The 18,984-nt window shown below is 66.2% G+C and carries 19 protein-coding genes and 1 rRNA gene; 14 read left to right on the top strand and 6 right to left on the bottom strand.

Features of this window, described 5'->3' with window-relative positions:
* Positions 1-52: 52 nt before the first annotated feature.
* Both G3I17_RS26090 and G3I17_RS26085 read right to left on the bottom strand, forming a co-directional pair.
* Entirely contained in the window at positions 53-1,378 is a 1,326-nt protein-coding gene (locus G3I17_RS26090) for a Gfo/Idh/MocA family oxidoreductase (protein WP_164600240.1), read from the bottom strand.
* An 89-nt stretch (positions 1,379-1,467) separates the two neighbouring features.
* A complete protein-coding gene (locus G3I17_RS26085; RefSeq protein WP_164600239.1) occupies positions 1,468-2,418 on the bottom strand; it encodes a nucleoside hydrolase in 951 nt (316 codons plus the stop codon).
* A gap of 325 nt (positions 2,419-2,743) precedes the next feature.
* On the opposite strand from G3I17_RS26085, the gene nrdR reads away from it, so the two are divergent.
* The 5 genes from nrdR to G3I17_RS26060 all read left to right on the top strand — a co-directional run bounded on the left by nrdR (position 2,744) and on the right by G3I17_RS26060 (position 10,697).
* On the top strand, positions 2,744-3,223 hold the full coding sequence (gene nrdR / locus G3I17_RS26080) for a transcriptional regulator NrdR (protein WP_164600238.1): 480 nt from the start codon (positions 2,744-2,746) through the stop codon (positions 3,221-3,223).
* A 146-nt stretch (positions 3,224-3,369) separates the two neighbouring features.
* Complete coding sequence (locus G3I17_RS26075; protein WP_164600237.1) at positions 3,370-6,276, top strand: vitamin B12-dependent ribonucleotide reductase; 2,907 nt, start codon at positions 3,370-3,372, stop codon at positions 6,274-6,276.
* 160 nt (positions 6,277-6,436) lie between these two features.
* Positions 6,437-7,816, top strand: coding sequence for a TIGR02677 family protein (locus G3I17_RS26070; protein WP_164600236.1), 1,380 nt, complete (start codon positions 6,437-6,439; stop codon positions 7,814-7,816).
* 118 nt (positions 7,817-7,934) lie between these two features.
* Entirely contained in the window at positions 7,935-9,545 is a 1,611-nt protein-coding gene (locus tag G3I17_RS42235) for a helix-turn-helix transcriptional regulator (protein ID WP_164600235.1), read from the top strand.
* 69 nt (positions 9,546-9,614) lie between these two features.
* Complete coding sequence (locus G3I17_RS26060) at positions 9,615-10,697, top strand: class I SAM-dependent methyltransferase (RefSeq protein ID WP_164600234.1); 1,083 nt, start codon at positions 9,615-9,617, stop codon at positions 10,695-10,697.
* Positions 10,698-10,705: 8 nt separating this feature from the next.
* Here G3I17_RS26060 and G3I17_RS26055 read toward each other — a convergent pair whose 3' ends face one another.
* Positions 10,706-11,536 carry an aldo/keto reductase gene (locus tag G3I17_RS26055; RefSeq protein WP_164600233.1) on the bottom strand — a complete coding sequence of 277 codons (831 nt, stop codon included), beginning with the start codon at positions 11,534-11,536 and terminating at the stop codon, positions 10,706-10,708.
* Between the two features lie 189 nt (positions 11,537-11,725).
* On the opposite strand from G3I17_RS26055, the gene G3I17_RS26050 reads away from it, so the two are divergent.
* The 4 genes from G3I17_RS26050 to G3I17_RS26035 all read left to right on the top strand — a co-directional run bounded on the left by G3I17_RS26050 (position 11,726) and on the right by G3I17_RS26035 (position 14,787).
* Positions 11,726-12,355, top strand: coding sequence for a hypothetical protein (locus G3I17_RS26050; RefSeq protein WP_164600232.1), 630 nt, complete (start codon positions 11,726-11,728; stop codon positions 12,353-12,355).
* A gap of 67 nt (positions 12,356-12,422) precedes the next feature.
* Positions 12,423-12,989 (top strand): PadR family transcriptional regulator, encoded by a 567-nt coding sequence (locus G3I17_RS26045; protein ID WP_164600231.1) that lies wholly within the window; start codon positions 12,423-12,425, stop codon positions 12,987-12,989.
* A gap of 142 nt (positions 12,990-13,131) precedes the next feature.
* Positions 13,132-13,455, top strand: a complete 324-nt coding sequence (locus tag G3I17_RS26040) for a hypothetical protein (protein WP_164600230.1) — start codon at positions 13,132-13,134, stop codon at positions 13,453-13,455.
* A gap of 483 nt (positions 13,456-13,938) precedes the next feature.
* The gene (locus G3I17_RS26035; RefSeq protein ID WP_203590768.1) at positions 13,939-14,787 is read left to right on the top strand and encodes a hypothetical protein; all 849 of its coding nucleotides are present in this window, start codon (positions 13,939-13,941) and stop codon (positions 14,785-14,787) included.
* A gap of 59 nt (positions 14,788-14,846) precedes the next feature.
* Here the strand turns inward: G3I17_RS26035 and G3I17_RS26030 are convergent, their stop codons facing one another.
* Positions 14,847-15,137, bottom strand: coding sequence for a hypothetical protein (locus G3I17_RS26030; RefSeq protein WP_239062926.1), 291 nt, complete (start codon positions 15,135-15,137; stop codon positions 14,847-14,849).
* A gap of 144 nt (positions 15,138-15,281) precedes the next feature.
* Here G3I17_RS26030 and G3I17_RS26025 point away from each other — a divergent pair, with 144 nt between their 5' ends.
* Both G3I17_RS26025 and G3I17_RS26020 read left to right on the top strand, forming a co-directional pair.
* On the top strand, positions 15,282-15,659 hold the full coding sequence (locus G3I17_RS26025; RefSeq protein ID WP_164600228.1) for a helix-turn-helix domain-containing protein: 378 nt from the start codon (positions 15,282-15,284) through the stop codon (positions 15,657-15,659).
* 65 nt (positions 15,660-15,724) lie between these two features.
* Positions 15,725-15,934, top strand: a complete 210-nt coding sequence (locus G3I17_RS26020) for a KTSC domain-containing protein (protein WP_203590767.1) — start codon at positions 15,725-15,727, stop codon at positions 15,932-15,934.
* Between the two features lie 6 nt (positions 15,935-15,940).
* Here the strand turns inward: G3I17_RS26020 and G3I17_RS26015 are convergent, their stop codons facing one another.
* Entirely contained in the window at positions 15,941-16,264 is a 324-nt protein-coding gene (locus tag G3I17_RS26015; protein ID WP_164600227.1) for a hypothetical protein, read from the bottom strand.
* Positions 16,265-16,441: 177 nt separating this feature from the next.
* Between G3I17_RS26015 and G3I17_RS26010 the strand changes: the two genes are divergently transcribed.
* The gene (locus tag G3I17_RS26010; protein WP_164600226.1) at positions 16,442-16,669 is read left to right on the top strand and encodes a hypothetical protein; all 228 of its coding nucleotides are present in this window, start codon (positions 16,442-16,444) and stop codon (positions 16,667-16,669) included.
* A 57-nt stretch (positions 16,670-16,726) separates the two neighbouring features.
* Entirely contained in the window at positions 16,727-18,097 is a 1,371-nt protein-coding gene (locus G3I17_RS26005) for a serine hydrolase domain-containing protein (RefSeq protein ID WP_203590766.1), read from the top strand.
* A gap of 81 nt (positions 18,098-18,178) precedes the next feature.
* Here the strand turns inward: G3I17_RS26005 and G3I17_RS26000 are convergent, their stop codons facing one another.
* Positions 18,179-18,388, bottom strand: a complete 210-nt coding sequence (locus G3I17_RS26000) for a hypothetical protein (RefSeq protein ID WP_164600225.1) — start codon at positions 18,386-18,388, stop codon at positions 18,179-18,181.
* A gap of 510 nt (positions 18,389-18,898) precedes the next feature.
* Here G3I17_RS26000 and G3I17_RS25995 point away from each other — a divergent pair.
* Positions 18,899-18,984 (top strand): 16S ribosomal RNA (locus G3I17_RS25995); the annotation flags it as partial.

Below are 18,984 nucleotides of genomic sequence, written 5' to 3'. Positions count from 1 at the left end.
AACGCCGCTGGATCGCCGAAGTGCGGACCCAGCGGTTGCTGCCCCGGAATTCCTAGTCGAGTAAAGAAGAGACCTGTGCTACCTGGCCGGTCTCGAAGGATTGGTTGGCGGCCAGCCCGACGAGGAGTGACCGGGCGCCGTCGCGGTGGTCCGCGCCGCGGCCCAGTGGGTCTTCGACCGGATCGCCGAACAGCGATTCAAGTAGCCGTGCGTCGCCACCGCCGTGCCCCTGGCCGAGTTCACCATGGAGGAGCGTCTGCGGCGGCTCCCACAGAGGATGCAAGGTCAGCAGCGCCTCGGTCTCACCCGGTTTCGCATCACCATGCTGTACCGCGGTCGCATGCTGCTGATCCTCGGGCGGAGTCGCGAAGGTGTTCTCCCGAACGAGCAGTTCCAGCCGCCCGGCGCTGCCGTTGAACGCGATCCGGTAGCCCTCCCACGGCGAATACGCCGTCAGGTGATAGCTCAACGAGGCGCCGGTCGAATACCTGACCAGTACCGCCATGTCGTCCTCGATCGTGATCCCCGGCGCGAAAACGTTCTGGTCGCGGTGGTACCCGTCTTCGTGCTCGGCCTCCAGATAAAGCTCACGCAACTGAGCTGAAGCCGCCAGCTTGATCGCGAACGGATCGTCCGCGGCCGCCGCTGCCCCGTCGGCACGCTCGTAGTCCCGTGCGAGCCCACGCTTCTTGCCGTTCACGTCGCCGTAGAAGAACAGCTTCCCGTCGGCGAACACCGTCACCGGTTCCGCGCCGATCCACCAGTTGACCAGGTCGAAATGATGCGTCGCCTTGTGCACCATCAGCCCGCCGGCATTCGCCTTGTCGCGATGCCAGCGCCGGAAGTAGTCCGCCCCGTGCCGCACATCGAGCAGCCACTCGAAATGCACCGACCCGATCTCGCCGATCGCCCCCGCCGCGAGCACCTCGCGGACCTTCTCGTGCACCGGGTTGTACCGATAGTTGAACGCCACCCGCACGGATCCCGTCGATTTCTCCGCCGCCGCGAGAATCCGCCGGCAGCGCACCGGATCCGTCGTCATCGGCTTCTCGGTGATCACGTCGAGCCCGGCCTCGAGCGCCGTCACGATGTAGTCGTCGTGGCTGCGGTCCATCGAGGTCACCACCACGGCGTCGACGCGCTGCTCGATCAGCATCCGGCCGAAATCACCGGCCCCGTACTGCGGAATCGCGGCGGCCCCGAATTTCTCCGCCAGCCACCGGTTGTGCACCGCCATCCGGGTCTGGTTCAGATCGCAGAATCCGGCCAGCTCGGCGCGATCGGCGTACGGGCCGGCCAGCGCGTTCACGAAGGTCTGCGCCCGGGCCCCCAGTCCGACCACGGCGTAGCGGCGGCGTCCTTCGACTGCTGCGGACAAGGCAGGCTCCTCGTGCGACCGACAGGGCAAACGCTTGCCATGCAACCACGCCACCTTTGTCAGAACAACCCGGCGATCGAATCCGGCCGCTACCGCACCGCCGCCAGCCAAAGGTCGGCATAACGTCGCCCGTCCACAGCGGTCGCAACCTGTACTACCGGTGGCGCGCCGCCATACGGGTCGGTCGTCAGATCGCCCGACCAGTCCCGGGTGTCGACGGTCGTGCGTCCTCGCGACCAGCTCCCGGCCAGCTCGACCCGCAGGGGGAATGGCTGGGTGGTGAGTCCGTCGGGATCGATCACGGCACAGACCGCGCCACCGTCGCCGATGGTCGCGCCGTCCGACTTGTACAGCTCGCTGCGCCGCTCGATGAGCCGCCGGGCAAGATCCGCCGACGGCGACCCGCTGAGCGCCTTCGCCTCGGCCAGTGGAATCACCACGTCATAGAAGACGTCCAGCCCGTACATGGTCACCGGCACGCTGAGCTCACCCGCCGCGGTGAGCGTGACCGCGGCGGCCTCGGGATCCGTCCAGATGTTGAACTCCGCGGAGGCGGTCGCGTTGCCGATCCCGGCCGCACCACCCATGAAGACGATCTCGCGCAGGCCGGCGGCGGCTTCTGGGTAGGTCCGCAGGAGCAAGGCGATGTTGGTCATCGGTGCCAGCGGGATCAGCGTCACCAGCTCGCCGGTCCGGGCGGCGTCCAGCAGCACGTCACGCAGCAGCTCGACGGCGTGCCGCGCGTCCGGAGTACGGGTTGATCTCGGCCAGCCGAGGTCGCCGAGGCCGTCGGCGCCATGGACGTGGGGTGCCGTCCGTACCGGCTGGAGGAGGGGGAGCGCCGCTCCGCGACCGACCGGTACGTCGGGCCGGCCGGCGGCGTCGAGCACCGTCAGCGTGTTGACGACGACCTGGTCGAGGCCGACGTTGCCGCCCACGCAGGTCACGGCCTTCAGATCGAGCTCCGGATGCCGGGCGGCCAGGAGCAGCGCGCAGGCGTCGTCCAGCCCGGTGTCGACGTCGAGGATGACGGGTTTCATGCGCCCTATCCTCACCCATCGCGCCGCCCGGATCGAGGCCGGTCCGGGCGGCGTATTTTGCTCCTCGAAAGGGGTCTCATGGCGGCGCCACGCGGGAGTACACAGGCCCGTGCGGGTGTTGGAACAAGGAGACGCGCGCGAGATCCGGGCGTTCTTGCAAACTGTCGGAGGCCGGACGTAACATCCCTAGATGTAGTAGTTACACCCCTGTAAGTCATCCACAGGTAGTGGTTGGTTACTCACAGGTCATCCACAAGTTGTCCCCAGCTGATCCACAGATTCATCCCCAGGCGGGGGTGAACGCTCACGGGAGGAGTGGTCCGCCATGCACTGTCCCTACTGCCGGCACGTGGACTCCCGGGTGGTCGACAGCCGGGTCGCCGAGGACGGCGGAGCGATCCGCCGCCGGCGGCAGTGCCCGGTCTGCGAGAAGCGGTTCACCACCGTCGAGCAGATGCAGCTCACGGTCGTGAAGCGCTCCGGCGCCACCGAACCGTTCAGCCGGGAGAAAGTGATCAACGGAGTCGGCAAGGCCTGTAAGGGCCGGCCCGTCGGCGTGGACGCCCTGGCCCGGCTGGGTCAGCAGGTCGAGGACGCGCTGAAGGGCAGTGGCTCACCGGAGGTGCCGGCCCATGAGGTGGGCCTGGCCATCCTCGGGCCGCTGCGAGAGCTCGACGAGGTGGCTTACCTGCGCTTCGCGAGCGTCTACCGGCAGTTCGAGTCGGCCGACGATTTCGAGACGGAGATCGCGTTGCTCCGGGCCGAGAAGGAGCCCGAGGGCACCGAGCCGTCCGTAAAGACATAAATCGGGGAATCAGCAGTACCAGCGACACCGCAGTACAGAGCAGTCAGTACGGAGAAGCAGTCAGTACAGCGAAGTACAGGGCAGCACGAAGCAGTATCAACGGGGCGGTCCCGACAGACCGCGACATTGACAGGCGAGGAGCCAACATGACAGAGACGGTGACCGGCCATTCGGGGTCGACCAAGAGGTCGACGGCCGGGTTCCGCAGGGCGAAGAACGCCCCCGCGGGACTCACCATCGAGCGCATCTTCACGACCGAGGGTGTTCATCCGTACGACGGCGTGAACTGGGAGCGCCGCGACGTCGTCCAGCAGAACTGGAAGACGGGCGAGACCGTCTTCGAGCAGCGCGGGGTCGAGTACCCCGACTACTGGAGCGTGAACGCGTCCACGATCGTCACCACCAAGTACTTCCGCGGCGCCGTCGGTCACGACAACCGCGAGTGGAGCCTCAAGCAGCTGCTCGACCGGGTCGTCAAGACCTACCGCAAGGCCGGCGAGGACCACGACTACTTCGCCACCCCTGCCGACGCCGAGGTGTTCGAGCACGAGCTCACCTGGATGCTGCTGCACCAGTACTTCAGCTTCAACTCGCCGGTCTGGTTCAACGTCGGGACGACGTCCCCCCAGCAGGTGTCGGCCTGCTTCATCCTCGCCGTCGACGACTCGATGGACTCGATCCTGAACTGGTACAAGGAAGAGGGCCTGATCTTCAAGGGCGGCTCCGGCGCCGGCCTGAACCTGTCCCGGATCCGCTCCTCGAAGGAGCTGCTGCAGTCCTCCGGCGGCACCGCCTCCGGCCCGGTCAGCTTCATGCGCGGCGCGGACGCGTCGGCAGGGACGATCAAGTCCGGTGGCGCCACCCGGCGCGCGGCCAAGATGGTCGTCCTCGACGTCGACCACCCCGACATCGAGGAGTTCGTCGAGACCAAGATGCGCGAGGAGGACAAGATCCGGGTCTTGCGCGACGCCGGCTACGACATGGACCTCGGCGGCCGCGACATCACCTCGGTGCAGTACCAGAACGCGAACAACTCGGTCCGGGTGACCGACGAGTTCATGCGCGCGGTCGAGGAGAAGGGCGAGTTCGGCCTGCGGGCGCGGATCGACAACTCGATCATCGAGACCGTCGACGCGCGCGAGCTGTTCGACAAGATCAGCCACGCCGCGTGGGCGTGCGCCGACCCGGGCATCCAGTACGACGACACGATCAACGACTGGCACACCACTCCCGAGACGGGCCGGATCACCGCGTCCAACCCCTGCTCGGAGTACATGCACCTGGACAACTCGTCCTGCAACCTCGCGTCGCTGAACCTGATGAAGTTCCTGAAGGACGACGACACCTTCGACTCGGAGAGCTTCGTCAAGGCCGTCGAGCTGATCATCACCGCGATGGACATCTCGATCTGCTTCGCCGACTTCCCGACCGAGGCGATCGGCGACACCACTCGCGCCTACCGCCAGCTCGGCATCGGCTACGCCAACCTCGGCGCGCTGCTGATGGCGACCGGGCACGCCTACGACTCCGACGGTGGTCGCGCACTGGCGGGCGCTATCACCTCGCTGATGACGGGCACGTCGTACAAGCGCTCCGCCGAGCTGGCCGGCATCGTCGGCCCGTACGACGGTTTCGAGCGCAACAAGGACGCGCACACCCGGGTGATGCGCAAGCACGCCGCGGCCAACGACGCGATCCGCACCGTGCACCCGATCGACGCGGACGTGCACAAGTACGCCACAGCCGCCTGGGAGGGCGTGCTGAAGACCGGCGCGAAGAACGGCTGGCGCAACGCGCAGGCCTCGGTGCTCGCACCGACCGGCACGATCGGCTTCATGATGGACTGCGACACGACCGGGATCGAGCCGGACTTCTCGCTGGTCAAGTTCAAGAAGCTGGTCGGCGGCGGCTCGATGCAGATCGTCAACCAGACGGTCCCGCGGGCGCTGCGTCAGTACGGCTACACCGAGGAGACGATCGAGGCGATCGTCGAGTACATCTCGGAGAATGGTCACGTCGTCGACGCACCGGGCCTGAAGACCGAGCACTACTCGATCTTCGACACCGCGATGGGTGAGCGCGCGATCAAGCCGATGGGGCACGTCCGGATGATGGCGGCGGCCCAGCCGTTCCTGTCCGGCGCGATCTCGAAGACGGTCAACCTGCCGGAGACGGCGACGGTCGAGGAGATCGCCGACGTCTACTTCCAGGGCTGGAAGCTCGGCCTGAAGGCGCTCGCCGTCTACCGCGACAACTGCAAGGTCGGTCAGCCGCTGTCGGACTCCAAGTCCGCCAAGGCCAGCGCCGCTGCCGACGCTGCCGAGCCGGTCGTCGAGAAGATCATCGAGTACCGGCCGACGCGCAAGCGTCTGCCGAAGTCGCGCCCGTCGCGCACCACGTCCTTCAGCGTCGGCGGCGCCGAGGGCTACATGACGGCCGGCTCCTACCCCGACGACGGTCTGGGTGAGGTCTTCCTCAAGATGGGCAAGCAGGGCTCGACCCTGGCCGGCGTGATGGACGCCTTCTCGATCGCGATCTCGATTGCGCTGCAGCACGGTGTGCCGCTGGAGACCTACGTCCAGAAGTTCACCAACCTGAAGTTCGAGCCGGCCGGCCTGACCGACGACCCGGACGTCCGGATGGCGCAGTCGATCATGGACTACATCTTCCGCCGCCTGGCGCTGGACCACCTGTCCTTCGACGACCGCGCCGCCCTCGGCATCTACTCCGCCGACGAGCGCTCCCGCCAGCTCGACACCGGCTCCTACGAGCCGACCCCGATCGAGGTATCGGAGCCAGAGTCCCTGAAGTCCGTCGAGCCGCTCGCGGAGGTCGAGGCACTCACCGAGAAGGTCGACCTCCACGACGCCTCAATCGACGCCGCAACAGCCAAGCCGGCCTCCGCCGAGGTCCGCACTACGGCCGAAATGTTCGAGCTCATCACCGGCACGTCGGTGGACGCACCCTTGTGCTTCACCTGCGGTACGAAGATGCGCCCGAGCGGCTCCTGCTATGTCTGCGAAGGCTGCGGCAGCACCTCCGGCTGCAGCTAACCCCTAGTTGATAGCGCCACGGCCCCCGGGAACTTCCCACCTGCCCCGGGGGCCGCAGCGCGTCACCTACGAGTTCTGACGTACTGATGGACAGGACGTCCTGTCCATCAGTACTCCATTGGGGGACGAAGGTGTCGGCGGCTGCCACTAGGCTCGGGGCGTGTTTGGTGAGCCGACTCTCAGTCCCGCCGAGCGGCAGACGCTTGGTGCGCTCCGGTATGCCGTCAACGATGAGGCGGCCGGCTATGTCGCCATCATGCGGCTGTTCACCGGTGGGATCAGCGGGTTCCTCTCCGACCAATCCGCCGTGGAGATCGCCGAGCGGCTGGCTGAACAGAGCATCCAACTGGACCCCGACACGGTCGACGCGCGCCTGTCCTACCTGGTCGAGCACGGGAATCTCGCCCGCAGTCCGCGCGAGACCGAGGCACGAAGCGTCAAGGAATACCTCTCCAACCGCGCTCGATACCAACTCACCCAACGCGGCGAACTCGTTCATCGCCAGGTTGAGGAACTGCTCGGGCACACCGATGCCGCCCGCGAGGTGTCCAGCGAGATGCTCGGTGGCGTGCTGGCCGGTCTCGACAAGCTCGACGGTCTGACCGGCGTCGCCCTGAGCGAGATCGACACTGACGAGCTGGCCCGGCAGATCGTCACCCTCTTCGCCCAGTTCGAGACTCTCGTTGCGTCGACCCGGCAGTTCTACACCTATCTGTCCCAGGTTCTGAGCCGGTACGACCTCGGACGTGAGGAGTTCCATGCCTTCAAGGGCGCGTTGCTCGACTACCTGCAGCGTTTCGTCGACGAGATCTCCCGGCACATGCCGCAGATCGCGGACCGTCTCAAGGCGGTCGAGAGCCACGTGCCCGAGTTGTGTGCTCGTGCCAACGCGGGGCAGCGCCTGATCGGCGTCGACGGGACGCAGGCCAGGCGGGCCATGGGTCTCGAGCCCGAGGACTGGGGCAGTCTGCACGCGTGGTTCGTCGGATCGGCCGGCCGCGGTTCGGACGCGGACCACGTCCGAGCCCTGGCGACCGACGCGATGCGCTCGCTGCTCGTGAATCTCCGCCGCCTCGCCGGTCGGGCCGACCGAGAGCAGAGCCGATACGGCGACTTGCTGAACCTCGCCCGCTGGTTCGACGATTGCGACGATCGTGGTGCTCACGAGCTTTGGGCGGCGGCGTACGGGCTCTATTCCTCCCGCCATCTCTCTTTCGTGGCCGACGACGATTCCGATCCGGTGCCGGCGACGGCAAGTTGGTGGCAGACGCCGGTAGCGCAAGTGCCTATCTCCCTGCGCAAGACCGGCGATCGCAGGGCAGCCGGCCGGTCCGGCGCGAAAGAGGATTTCGCAGCGGTCAAGCAAACTCGCCTGGCCGAGCGTCATCGCGCCCAGCAGCAGCATGCTGAAGCGCTGCATGAGATCGGCGGACATCAAGGTGCCTTGGACCGCGTTCAGCTGTCGGATGCGGCCCGGGCGGTGTTGCTGGATCTCTACTCGCGCGCTCCCCATGCGACTGCAAGGGAAGGCCGTCCATGAGGAGTCCGTCCTCGCGGCGCTACTGACCGAACTGGGCAGAGTCACTGACTGAGCGGTCGGTAGGCGAATGACCCAGCAGCCAGCCCCCGCTGCGCGTTGCAACGAGTACCGTCGGAACGTGGTGGAGGCGAGTGCTCTGCTGGCGGCGGGTGGGACTGCGTTGGCCGGCGGGGAGTGGGTGCTGGCACGGGATGCTTTCGGTGAGCTGGTCGAGAGGGATGCGACCGCCGAGAGTCTCTTCGGCCTGGGTACTGCGTACTGGTGGCTGGGCGACGTCCGAGAGGCCTTCTCCTGTTGGGAACGGGCCTACGCGGTCTTCAGCCGCACGGATCCCGCCCAGGCCGTCCAGGTCGCCGTAGGCCTCTGCCTGCTCTACGTAGCCAACGTGGGGAACCGTGTGGTCGCGCGGGGATGGGCCGCGCGGGCGGTTCGACTGGCGGAGCCGCTGGGCGAGCCCGTGCTCACCGCCTGGGCACTACTGGCCAAGGCGGATACCGAGGACGACCCGGCGAAGGCTGCGCTCGCCGCCGAGGAAGCCCACCGGATCGCCTTGGTAGCCGGCGACCACGACCTGGAGCTCTGCGCGCTCAGCATGCGGGGCTCAGTGCTGATCGATCTCGGCCAGGTCGAAGCCGGTACCGCACTGCTCGACGAGGCGCTGACTGGTGCGCTGGGTGGCGAGGGGGCGAGCCTGGACACAGTCGTCTTCACCAGTTGCCTGTTGATGCAATGCTGCGTCCGTGGTGCCGACTTCAGCCGTGTCGTCCACTGGACCCGCTCGCTGGACGACTTCATCGCGCGATACGGCTGCCCCTATCTCCACGCGGCCTGCCGAGCGTCGTACGGCGCAGTACTGGTGTCGACTGGTGATTGGGCGAGAGCCGAGGTGGAGTTGGCTGCTGCGGCGGACCTGGCGAAGGAGTCGCTGCCCGCAGTAAGGGCCGAGGCGGCTGCCTATCTCGCTGATCTCCGGCTGGCTCAAGGACGAGTAGGCGAAGCGCAGCGGTTGCTCGAAGGGTTTGAGGACCACCTCGTAGTGAGACCGGTACTCGCGGCCGCCTACTTGGCCGCTGGAGAGTTCTCAACGGCCGTCTCCTACGTCCAGCGTCAGCTCAGCAGCTCCGCGGGCCTAGAGGAGGCTCGTCTTCGTGAGGTCGCCGGCGAAGCGTGTCTGGCCGTGGGAGACGCCGACGGAGCAGTAGCCGAAGGTAGACGCCTGACCGAGCTTGGGGACAGCGCAGACAGCGGCCTCATCACGGCCCGGGCAGAACGCCTGTTAGGACGGGCAACTGGCGCAACCAGCCTTCTGACCTCGGCCCACGCCAGGTTCAGCCAGCTGGAGATGCCGCTTGAAGTAGCTCGTACGCGGATGGCCCTGGCGATCGCACTCGCTGCCGAGCACCCCGAGCCGGCTGTATCCGAGGCACGCCTGGCCTTGGCTGTGTTCGAGGATCTCGGTGCGTCCGGTGATGCAGACAGGTCCGCCAAGTGGTTGCGCTCAGCCGGTGTTGCTGCGGCACGAGTTGGCCCCAAGGGAGCCGGAGTACTGACCAAGCGCGAGCAGGCCGTCCTCCAACTTCTGGCCGAAGGCTTGCCGAACCCAGAGATCGCCGAGCGCCTCTACATCAGTCGCCGGACCGTGGAGCACCACGTGGCCAGCCTCCTGTCGAAGTTGGGCCTCCGGAACCGCACTGAGGCTGCTGCCTTCGTTCTGCATGACCAGAAGTAGGTGAGTTCACCGATGCTCCGGGTCGGCTAGTCGGTCGATGGTGGGAGCCACCGGCTTAAGGAGCTCACCATGACCGAGACACTCACCCCCGCCTTCGACCAGGCCCGTGCCGACACCTTCGGCCAGCAGATGGGCGGAGTGCTCAACAACGCCACGCTTGCACTCCTGGTCAGCATCGGCCACCAGGTAGGCCTCTACGAGACGCTGTCCCAGTTGCCGCCCGCAACCAGTCACGAGATAGCCGGCGCAGCAAACCTCCAAGAGCGCTACGTCCGCGAGTGGCTCGGCGCGATGACCACTGCACGAGTAGTCGAGTACTACGCCGCCGATCGCACGTACTGGCTACCACCAGAGCACGCCGCCTCGCTCACGCGCGCGGCGGGACCGGGCAACCTCGCGGGAGCCACACAGTTCATCGCCCTACTCGCAGGAGTCGAGGCTCACGTGGTCGATTGCTTCCGCAACGGCGGCGGGGTTCCCTATGCGGAGTACACCGAGTTCCACCGGCTGATGGCGGAGGACAGCGGCGCCGTCTTCGATGCTGCCCTGATTGACAACATCCTCCCGCTGGTACCGGGATTGCCCAAGCGTCTCCAGAGCGGGATCGAGGTCGCCGACGTCGGCTGCGGCAGCGGGCATGCCGTCAACCTGATCGCCCAAGCCTATCCCCTCAGCCGGTGCAACGGCTACGACTTCTCCGATGAGGGCATCGCCGCCGGTCGCGAGGAGGCCGCCAGGCTCGGCCTGCGGAACGCGGAGTTCGCCGTACGGGATGTCAGCGACCTGGGGGAGCGGGACCAGTTCGACCTGGTCACGGCGTTCGACAGCATCCACGACCAGGCTCACCCGGCGCAGGTGCTCGCCGGCATCGCCGCCTCGCTGCGACCCGGCGGCGTCTTCCTGATGGTGGACATCCAGGCGTCGAGCAACCTCGAGGACAACCTCGAGAACCCGATGGCCACGTTCCTCTACGGCATCTCCACCATGCACTGCATGACGGTGTCCCTCTCACTGGACGGCGACGGCCTCGGCACGGTTTGGGGCCGGCAAAAGGCAGAACAGATGCTCACCGACGCCGGCTTCACCTCCGTAGAAGTCACCCACGTCGACGCAGACGCCTTCAACGCCTACTACATCGCCACCAAGCAGTAGCTGCGTGCTCAGTGGCCGAAGCGGTCTGAGTCGGCTTGGGTCGAGCCTGTGCCGTCCAGCGCGGACAGGGCTGCCAGCTCCTCGTCGGTCAGTTCGAAGTCGAAGATGCTGAGGTTCTGCTCGAGGCGTTCGCGGTTGGCGGACTTGGGGATTGGTACTACGTCCTGCTGGACCTCCCAGCGGAGTACGACCTGGCCTGGCGTCTTGTCGTGTGCCTTGGCGGCTGCTGCGACGGCCGGGTGCTCCAGGAGGTCAGTGCCCTTGCCGAGCGGGCTCCAGGCCTCGGTGACGATGTTGTGGGCGGCGTGGAACTCGCGCTCCGCCGACTTGGCCCACACCGGGCTGAGCTGGACCTGGTTCACCTCGGGGGCGACACCGGTCTCGTCGATCAGTCGCTGCAGGTGGGTGGGCTTGAAGTTCGACGTACCGATGGCTCGTACCAGGCTGGCCTCGCGGAGCTCGATCAGCCCGCGCCAGGCGTCGAGGTACTGGTCCTGATCCGGATTCGGCCAGTGGATCAGCAGCAGATCGAGGTACTCGAGCCCGAGCTTCTCGGCACTCGCCTCGAACGCCGTCCGCGCGCCCGCCACGCTGTGCCACTTCTTGTTGAACTTGGAGGTGACGAACAGTTCCTCCCGCGCCACCCCGGACGCCTTCAACGCCCGCCCGACGCCGACCTCGTTCCGGTAGTTCTCCGCTGTGTCGACCAGCCGGTACCCGACCTCGAGAGCCTGTACGACGGCGCGCTCGGCGTCGTCGTCGTTCATCGGAGAAGTCCCCAGCCCGAGCCTCGGCAGAACCGCACCGTTGCTCAGAGTGACGGTTGGAACGCTGATCATCGATCCTCCAGACAAGCCGCCGACATCGTCTCGCCACCGTATCCCCGGCCGCCAGCAACCCCTTTCCCGGCCCCGCTCCCGGCCCGCGATCAGCGGGTGAGACTGAGAGCCGAGACGCGGGCAGCGGATTGTCGGTGGGCTGGGTCATCATGGGGTTCGGCGGGACCGGAAACCTGTGAGGGGTGGGCGATGAAGAACCGACTGATCACGCTGGTGGACCTCGGCCTTGACAGCTCCTTCGACGCCTCGATGACGTTCGTCCAGGGCATCACCAGCAATATCAACGCGGGCTGGAACAGTCCGGTGATCGATGTGAACTTCGTCCGTACCCGCGATCACGAGACGGCCTTCTCCGCGCTGACCACCCCGTCGAGCGTCCTGCACGTGATGGCACACGGTGACCACAGCGACGAGCCGTCCTTCCTCTCGACGGACGGCCAGACCCAGGTGTCACTGACCGCGCTGGCCGACTGGTTCCTCGACCGTTCCTGGGGCATCGCCAGCGGCGTCGTCATCGCCGACGGCTGCAAAACCGGTATCGGCAAATGGCAACGCGCCATCCGCGACTGCCTCCAGGACGACATCACCTACATCGGCACCAGCACCGTCATCGGCTGGTACGAAGCCACCGTCTTCTGCTCAGCCTTCTACGGCGCCCTGATCCGCAACCGAGGCCTGGGCAAAAGCCCCGCCGAGCAAGGCTGGGACGCCGCCACCCGAGCCATCAGCGCCTACGAAACCCTCACCGACGCCCGCTGCCCCTACAAACCAGTCCTCCTAACCCCCAGCCGCCGAGCCCTCCGCTCCCTAGCCGGCTGACCGCACCCGACCGCGTAGGATCGTGGCCTCTGTCCGGACCCTGGCCACGCGCAAGAGGTGGAACCGAGTGAGCAAGATCGGCGCGCTGGGCTACGCGTTACTTTGCGTCCTTCACAAGGGGCCTCTCACCGGCTACGAAATCCTGCAGAGGATGCGCAAGCCGGTCGGTTACTACTGGACCGCACCCCAGAGCCAGATCTACCCCGCACTGGCACGCTTGACCGAGCAGGGGCTGATCGATCATGACGAGGAACCCGGTCCGGGGCCGCGGCCCCGGAAAACGCATCGACTCACCCCGGCCGGCCGGGACGCGCTGTCGGCCTGGCTGACTCAGCCCGCGGAGCCGCCCGCACCCCGGGACGAGACCATTCTCAAGACCTATGCACAACTGGCCGCGGATCCCGGCGGGATGAGCACCTTCTACCAAGGCGAGATCGTCCGGCTCCGCAACCAACTGGCCGACTACCAGGCCCAGCGCGACGCGCTCATCGGTACCGGCGCCGAAGAACCGGACCACCCGGCCTTCGGTGCGTACGCAACGCTCACCCTCGGCTGCCGGTCGCTGCCGGTCCGGATCGAGTGGTGCGAGTGGCTGGTTGCCCAGATGGCCCACCGTCGGCCCCGCCCGGACTGATCCACTGCTCCTGAGCGCGGTCCCCACCTCCCATCAACCCATCTTCCGCGGGCCGAAGTCTCTTGCGCAACTATGTCTAAACAGACATAGTTGCGGTCGAGCCCACCGCGGGTTCGACCGCTCGACCCACAGGGAGCACATGATGAGAAGAATCAGCACATTGGGACGCGTCGCGGCTATCGGCAGCCTGCTCCTGGCCGGCGCGATCGTCGGACCGGCCGCCACTGCGCAGGCCGCGGAGCAACGGCAATGCTCGCCGGTCTCGACCAGCGGCGAAACCTACGGAATCTACTGCTACATCGGGAACCAGGACCTGGCGCGGGCAGCAACCCGGTGCTACCACTTCGGCAAGAACACCTATGTGGTCAGGTACGGCAATGCGCTCCACATCGGCCCCTCCACGGCCTACTGCCCCAGCGGAACGGAACAAGCGGACGGCTGGATCGACTGGACCCCCACGCAGTGAGTGAGATCGCGGAGTGGCATCGCCTGCGGGCGGAGGTGTTCGAGCAGAGGTTTCGGCGGTGCGGCCGGAGCAGTGGGAAACGTAGTCGCCCTGTGAGAAGTGGACGGCCCGCGACGTGGGGACCACATCGTGGTGATGCACGGCATCATGCTGGCGCCGGTGCCCTGAACTATCGCGAGAAATTCTCGTCCGAATGACCTGTTGAACGTCTGGGTAGGCCCGGCCCCTGTGGAGGCAGCGCCGGGCCTACCTGATCAGTTGCCAGTCGATAGCGGTGCCCGGCAGGGCGACACGCTTCGTGGCGCTACCGTGCGTGATGCGTGGCAGACTCTTTGTGGTTTTGGTGTGAGGTGATCACCGCGGGGGTGAGAGGCGAGCAGCCGTGGCGATACTCGGATATCTGCGGCATTTGCAGCGAGGTAATCCGCCTATCCAAGGCGATCCGCGATGACGGCTTCTCAGCGGGCGTTGGTGGTGGGGGCTGTGGTGGTTGGTGGTTCTTACCTGCTGGTGATGGTTTTGGGTTTGCCGGGGTGGGTTGGGGTGGTTGCTTCGGTTGTTTTTTTGCTGGGGTTGTCGGTGGTGTGGAAGCAGGAGCAGGCGGCTCCTGTGGCGGCGCCCGTTCCACCCGCCCCGAAACCGGTGGATCGTGAGCCTGTCTTCACGGCGCCGCCTACTCGGACCGTCGCCGGTGTCAGGCTTCCGTCGGCGTCGCCTGACTATCACTTCAGTTTTTCTGCGATCGTTCAGTGGTCTCCTGTTATCACCGGATTGCGGCACGCGGACCTCGGCAGCGTTGCGGTGGATGCCTTGCTCAGCAGGGCGAAGGCGCTGACGGCGGCTCAGCAACCGTCCGAGGAGGTGCTGAACCAGCACCGCCTCGCATCCCTGCTCGGCGAGCCGGCTATCGACGAGAAGGGCCAGGTCCGCACGTGGGCCACCGATGTCCGGCTCAAGCTTCCGGATGCGGACCATAAGCACCTTCAGAACATCACTGCCCTGCAGCGCCGCGGCCAGACAGTGTTGCTGGAACGTCAACTGGAGCAGGACAAACGCGCCTATCTTCGTGATGACGTCCTGGCCACGCCAGGCTCGGCGGTCGTCTGGTGGCTGGCCAACAATCCCGGCGAGGTCGCCCAATGCGTGGACCTGTTGGGCACGCTCACCCAACTGTCCGCGGCCGCCAACGACGTCCCGATCGAGACGCTCGAACGCCGGTGGGACAACGAGCACGGCCCGCTGGCGCTCGTAGTACCGGAGTTGACCGGGCACAGCGATCACTCGGTTGACGAGGCCGGTGACCAGGGCGATAAGCCTTCTGGCCAAGGCTGATCCGGTTGGTCGGTAGGACCGGCGTCTGTGCAGGGGTGACGCCGGCCCTACCGAGCTCATCAGTCGTCCATCCATCGGATCGTGGTGGCGCCGTTGTGCCCGTGGATGGTCAGCAGGGCGTCGATTCCGTCCTGCCACACCGTGGTGGTGGGATACCGGCCACCCCAGTGCAGGGTGACGGTGCCGTCGGACCACTCGACTCCTTCCGCGACGATGCCGGTGCCGCTCACACCTGAGACGTCGACGTGCCGGATGAGGTGGAAGCGTCGTGGTCCGGCCGCCGCCGCGACTTTCAGGTGTCTTCGCGGTGGCCGGAGCATCGTCGCGGGTCTGCCGCTGATCTCGTCCATAGCCGACAGTCAACGCCCGCGGCCGCCGCTCCACCATGAACTGGCGCTGTATCCACAGGCCACCGAACGTGCACCCACAGGGTCACTCGATCGACGTAATCTGGTTGCACAGAGTGATCGAGCAAAGCTGGGAGGAGCGGGCCGATGACAGTCATCGACCATTGGACGGGCCGGCACGCACGCGCCTTGCAGGCGGCGATGCGGTTGACCAGCGAGGCATTCGCCGAACACCTCGGCATCTCGCCACGCACGGTGGCCAAGTGGCGCAAGCGCCCCGACATGGTCCCGAGCCCTCAACTCCAGGAGGCGCTCGACACGTCTCTCCACCTCGCCTCACCAGAGGTGCAGACGAGATTCGCCGCGAGCGTCGGTCTGGCGCAGATTGATCCACCGGCGCTCGACGACTCGATGGTCGACCAACTGCACGCCGCGATGAGCGAGCTGTCACGCATCCTCGCCGCGCTGCAGACGGCGGATGCCCAGCCCGTCGGCAGAGCGACCACCGAGCCCGGCCCGCCTTGACGCGGCGGGTATCGGCGCGAAGTACGGCGTACTGTCGTCTGCCCGGAGGCGAAGGGGCAAGGTGGATGAGGCGACGGGCGGTGACCTCGGCGAGTGTGAAGTCGGTGGGGTATGACGTGTCCAGCGGCACGCTCGAGCTGGAGTACGCGAACGGCAGCGTCTACCAGTACTTCGAGGTGCCGCAGCCGACGTACGCCGGACTGCTTGCCGCCCCCAGCATCGGCAACTACGTCAACACCAAGATCAAGCCGTACTTCGATTCCGCCGAGGTCTGAGCCGGGCTACATCGGCAGGATCTCGAAGACCTCCACCGCGAAGCGGCCCTTGCCCTCGGACAGGAACGGGTGCCCGTCGAGCAGGGAGCGGGCGGCTTCGAGGGTGTCGGCCTCGACGATCGTGTAGCCGTTCTGGTCGCTCGGTTCGGCGGCCGAGCCATCGTCGCGGACCGCCGCGCGCGGTACCAGCGGGTTGCCCTGGTCGACGATCGCCGAGGCCGCCTTGCCCATCCACTCGGTCCACAACTTCATCTGCACTTCGCCCTCCTCCGGGGTGAAGTCCTCCATCGGCCTGGCCGGACCGCGGTACAGGTACAAGTACTTGCTCATGGTGCTTCCCTTCGCTCCCGTCAGCACCGCTGTGCCGGCGGAACGCCCGTGGTGAGCGTGTACTTGGCTGACGAGCGGCCGACCGCCGAATCGACAGCGGCGGCTGACGTTTTCGCTGTGTCACCGAGGGGCACCAGAGGGTGGATCCACGGGGGTGTGATCTTCCAGGAGGTGGACATGCGTACTCGTAGAGCCTCTACGACTGGTTCTCGCGTCATCGCGATCGTTGTGGTCGTGTGGTTGTTGATCGGTCTCGCCGCAGCCGGCCAGCGAAGCTACTTCAAGAACTCGAATGCGAGCTGCGCGAAGGTGGGCACGGTCATCGTCACAATCATCGCCGGCCCGCTGAACTACATCGGGGCCAACCCGAAGATCGACTGCGACGCACCACAACCGTCTCGCTGACACGCACCGCAGCCGCGGGTGCTCCGGCATCCGCGGCCGCGGCGTCTGCGCCGGGTCGTGGCTAGGCTCCGAGGCAACCTGACTCGGGAGGCGACGGCGTTGGCGGACGTACTGAGGGACGAGATCGAGAAGGATCTCGAAGAGTTCAAGGTTCCAGGGGCCAGCTGGGCGGTGATCGACAACGGCGAGATCGTCGACCAGGGCAGCGCCGGTGTCGTCGAGGCCGGTCGCGATGATCCCGTCACCGATGACACGCTGTTCCAGGCGTGTTCGATCAGCAAGCCGGTCGCCGTCCTCGCGATGCTGCGACTGGTCGATCGCGGTCTGCTCGACCTCGACGAGGACGTCAACCGGTACCTCACGTCCTGGCAGGTTCCGCCGACCGGCGAATGGCAGCCGGTCGTCACCTTGCGGCAATTGGCGAGTCATGCCGCAGGTCTGACGGTGCCCGGATTTCCGGGATACCGCCGAGGTGCCGAACTGCCGAGTCCAGTGCAGATCCTGGATGGCGTCCGCCCGGCGAACACCTTTGGCGTGCATGTGGACCTCGTGCCCGGCACCCAGTTCCGGTACTCCGGAGGTGGAACCGTCGTCCTCCAGCAACTCCTCGAAGACGTCACCGGTACGCCGTTCCGCCAGCTCCTGCGCGAACTCGTGTTGGAGCCACTGGGCATGTCGAGCAGTGACTACGCGCAGCCACTGCCCGAGGAGCTCCATGACCGTGCGGCGACGGCACATGACGAGTTCGGCCGCCCAGTGGACGGCCGATGGCACTCGTACCCAGAACTGGCGGCTGCGGGCCTGTGGACTACGCCAGCTGATCTCGTCGCTTTCGCGCACGGCATACGCAACGCCTATCTGGGTGGGGAAGGAGCTCTCCTCTCGCCAGAGTGGGCGCGGGCGATGCTTACGCCCCAAATGGCCATCGCCGATCCTTGGGATGCGATGGAGGCGCTCGGGCTCGGGGCGTTCCTGGGCGATGGGGGGAGGCGTTTCGGGCATGGTGGATCGAACAAGGGCTACAAGTGCCACCTGGTCGCGTACCGGGACACCGGGCAAGGCGCTGCCGTCATGACCAATGGGGACAACGGGACCCAACTGGTGGATCGTGCGATTGCGCGGATTGCTGCGTCGTACGGATGGCGGGGCTACCCGCTGGAGGTCAGCAAGCCGAGCGAGGTCGGCGATGAGGTACTCCGCGCCGTCTCGGGGAAGTACCGGTTGGGGGAGAGTCTGTCGTTGACCGTGACCGTGGTGGACGGCGCGCTCGAGGTGGTGTTCGGGGGACAGCCGGCGCTGAGGTTCACCGCGAGGGGAGAAGGCCGGTTCGCTGCGCGCTGGGTGGGCACCGAGTTGCGGCTGACCGGAGACGGTGGGCTGGTCTTCGTCCAGGAGGGCGAGGAGATCAAGTGCCGCCGAACGAGGTGAGCGGGCGGGAATAGGTGCGTAGGGGAGTGGGTTACACCTGATGTCGTTCAGTGCAAGACCCCCGGGCCTCACACTTCGCCGCTACGAGCGGCCACTCGCCGAGAGGCGTCTACTGGACGACGCGGTACTCGAGTGGGTGGGAGCCGGTACGCCGGTCTCCCACCCACTCGCTGTCTGCGGCTTGAACGGGTACGGCACGATGGAGATGTGGCTCGCGGAGACGCGGGTGACTGGTGTGACGAGTGGGACGGCGCTGAGTCCGCCGGAGACGCTTTGCAAGGGTTCGGCCAAGGTCCAACCCCCGATTTGCATCTTCACCGTGAATCTCAGTAATGTTCTTCTTGTTGGAGCGAGTGCGGGACGCGAAAGCGGCCGGTCGCTCCGAACTCCCCGGAAGCTCTTAGCAGCTGAAGCACGCCCCTGGCGGGTCTTCAGTCGCTGAGTCACGGAGAGACTGGGACGAAAGAGGCCGATTTGACCGGCCGCGGACGAAACAGTAATGTTTGGCGGGTTGCCCCGGAGCTTGGTTCGGAAGAATCTAAGCGCGGTGTGCGTCCGATTCTTGAGAACTCAACAGCGTGCCGAAAGTCAATGCCGAAATTTAGCATTAACCCGTTTCACGGCATTGGATGATCTTGTCCACCCCTGGTCCTTCATGGATTTTGGGTGCTGGGTTGTCTGTGTTTGTGTTCGGATTCCTTTGAGAAATAATGATTCAAGTCAGTTTGATTGTTTCTGAGATATCAAAGGATCACTCAAAGTTTGTCTGTTATCCATCTTCGGGTGGTTGGCATATAGAATTCAACGGAGAGTTTGATCCTGGCTCAGGACGAACGCTGGCGGCGTGCTTAACACATGCAAGTCGAGCGGTAAGGCCCCTTCGGGGG

Source organism: Streptomyces sp. SID13031 (assembly GCF_010548305.1).
Lineage (GTDB): Bacteria > Actinomycetota > Actinomycetes > Propionibacteriales > Kribbellaceae > Kribbella.
This window is presented reverse-complemented; position numbering and strand designations above follow the sequence as displayed.

Excerpts from the sequence above, each read along its gene's own strand:
- nrdR (WP_164600238.1), top strand. The coding sequence starts at position 2,744 with ATGCACTGTCCCTACTGCCGGCACGTGGACTCCCGGGTGGTCGACAGC.
- G3I17_RS26040 (WP_164600230.1), top strand. The coding sequence starts at position 13,132 with ATGAGAAGAATCAGCACATTGGGACGCGTCGCGGCTATCGGCAGCCTG.
- G3I17_RS26020 (WP_203590767.1), top strand. The coding sequence starts at position 15,725 with ATGAGGCGACGGGCGGTGACCTCGGCGAGTGTGAAGTCGGTGGGGTAT.
- G3I17_RS26050 (WP_164600232.1), top strand. The coding sequence starts at position 11,726 with ATGAAGAACCGACTGATCACGCTGGTGGACCTCGGCCTTGACAGCTCC.
- G3I17_RS26060 (WP_164600234.1), top strand. The coding sequence starts at position 9,615 with ATGACCGAGACACTCACCCCCGCCTTCGACCAGGCCCGTGCCGACACC.
- G3I17_RS26030 (WP_239062926.1), bottom strand. The coding sequence starts at position 15,137 with ATGGACGAGATCAGCGGCAGACCCGCGACGATGCTCCGGCCACCGCGA.
- G3I17_RS26025 (WP_164600228.1), top strand. The coding sequence starts at position 15,282 with ATGACAGTCATCGACCATTGGACGGGCCGGCACGCACGCGCCTTGCAG.
- G3I17_RS26015 (WP_164600227.1), bottom strand. The coding sequence starts at position 16,264 with ATGAGCAAGTACTTGTACCTGTACCGCGGTCCGGCCAGGCCGATGGAG.
- G3I17_RS26075 (WP_164600237.1), top strand. The coding sequence starts at position 3,370 with ATGACAGAGACGGTGACCGGCCATTCGGGGTCGACCAAGAGGTCGACG.
- G3I17_RS26010 (WP_164600226.1), top strand. The coding sequence starts at position 16,442 with ATGCGTACTCGTAGAGCCTCTACGACTGGTTCTCGCGTCATCGCGATC.
- G3I17_RS26085 (WP_164600239.1), bottom strand. The coding sequence starts at position 2,418 with ATGAAACCCGTCATCCTCGACGTCGACACCGGGCTGGACGACGCCTGC.
- G3I17_RS26055 (WP_164600233.1), bottom strand. The coding sequence starts at position 11,536 with ATGATCAGCGTTCCAACCGTCACTCTGAGCAACGGTGCGGTTCTGCCG.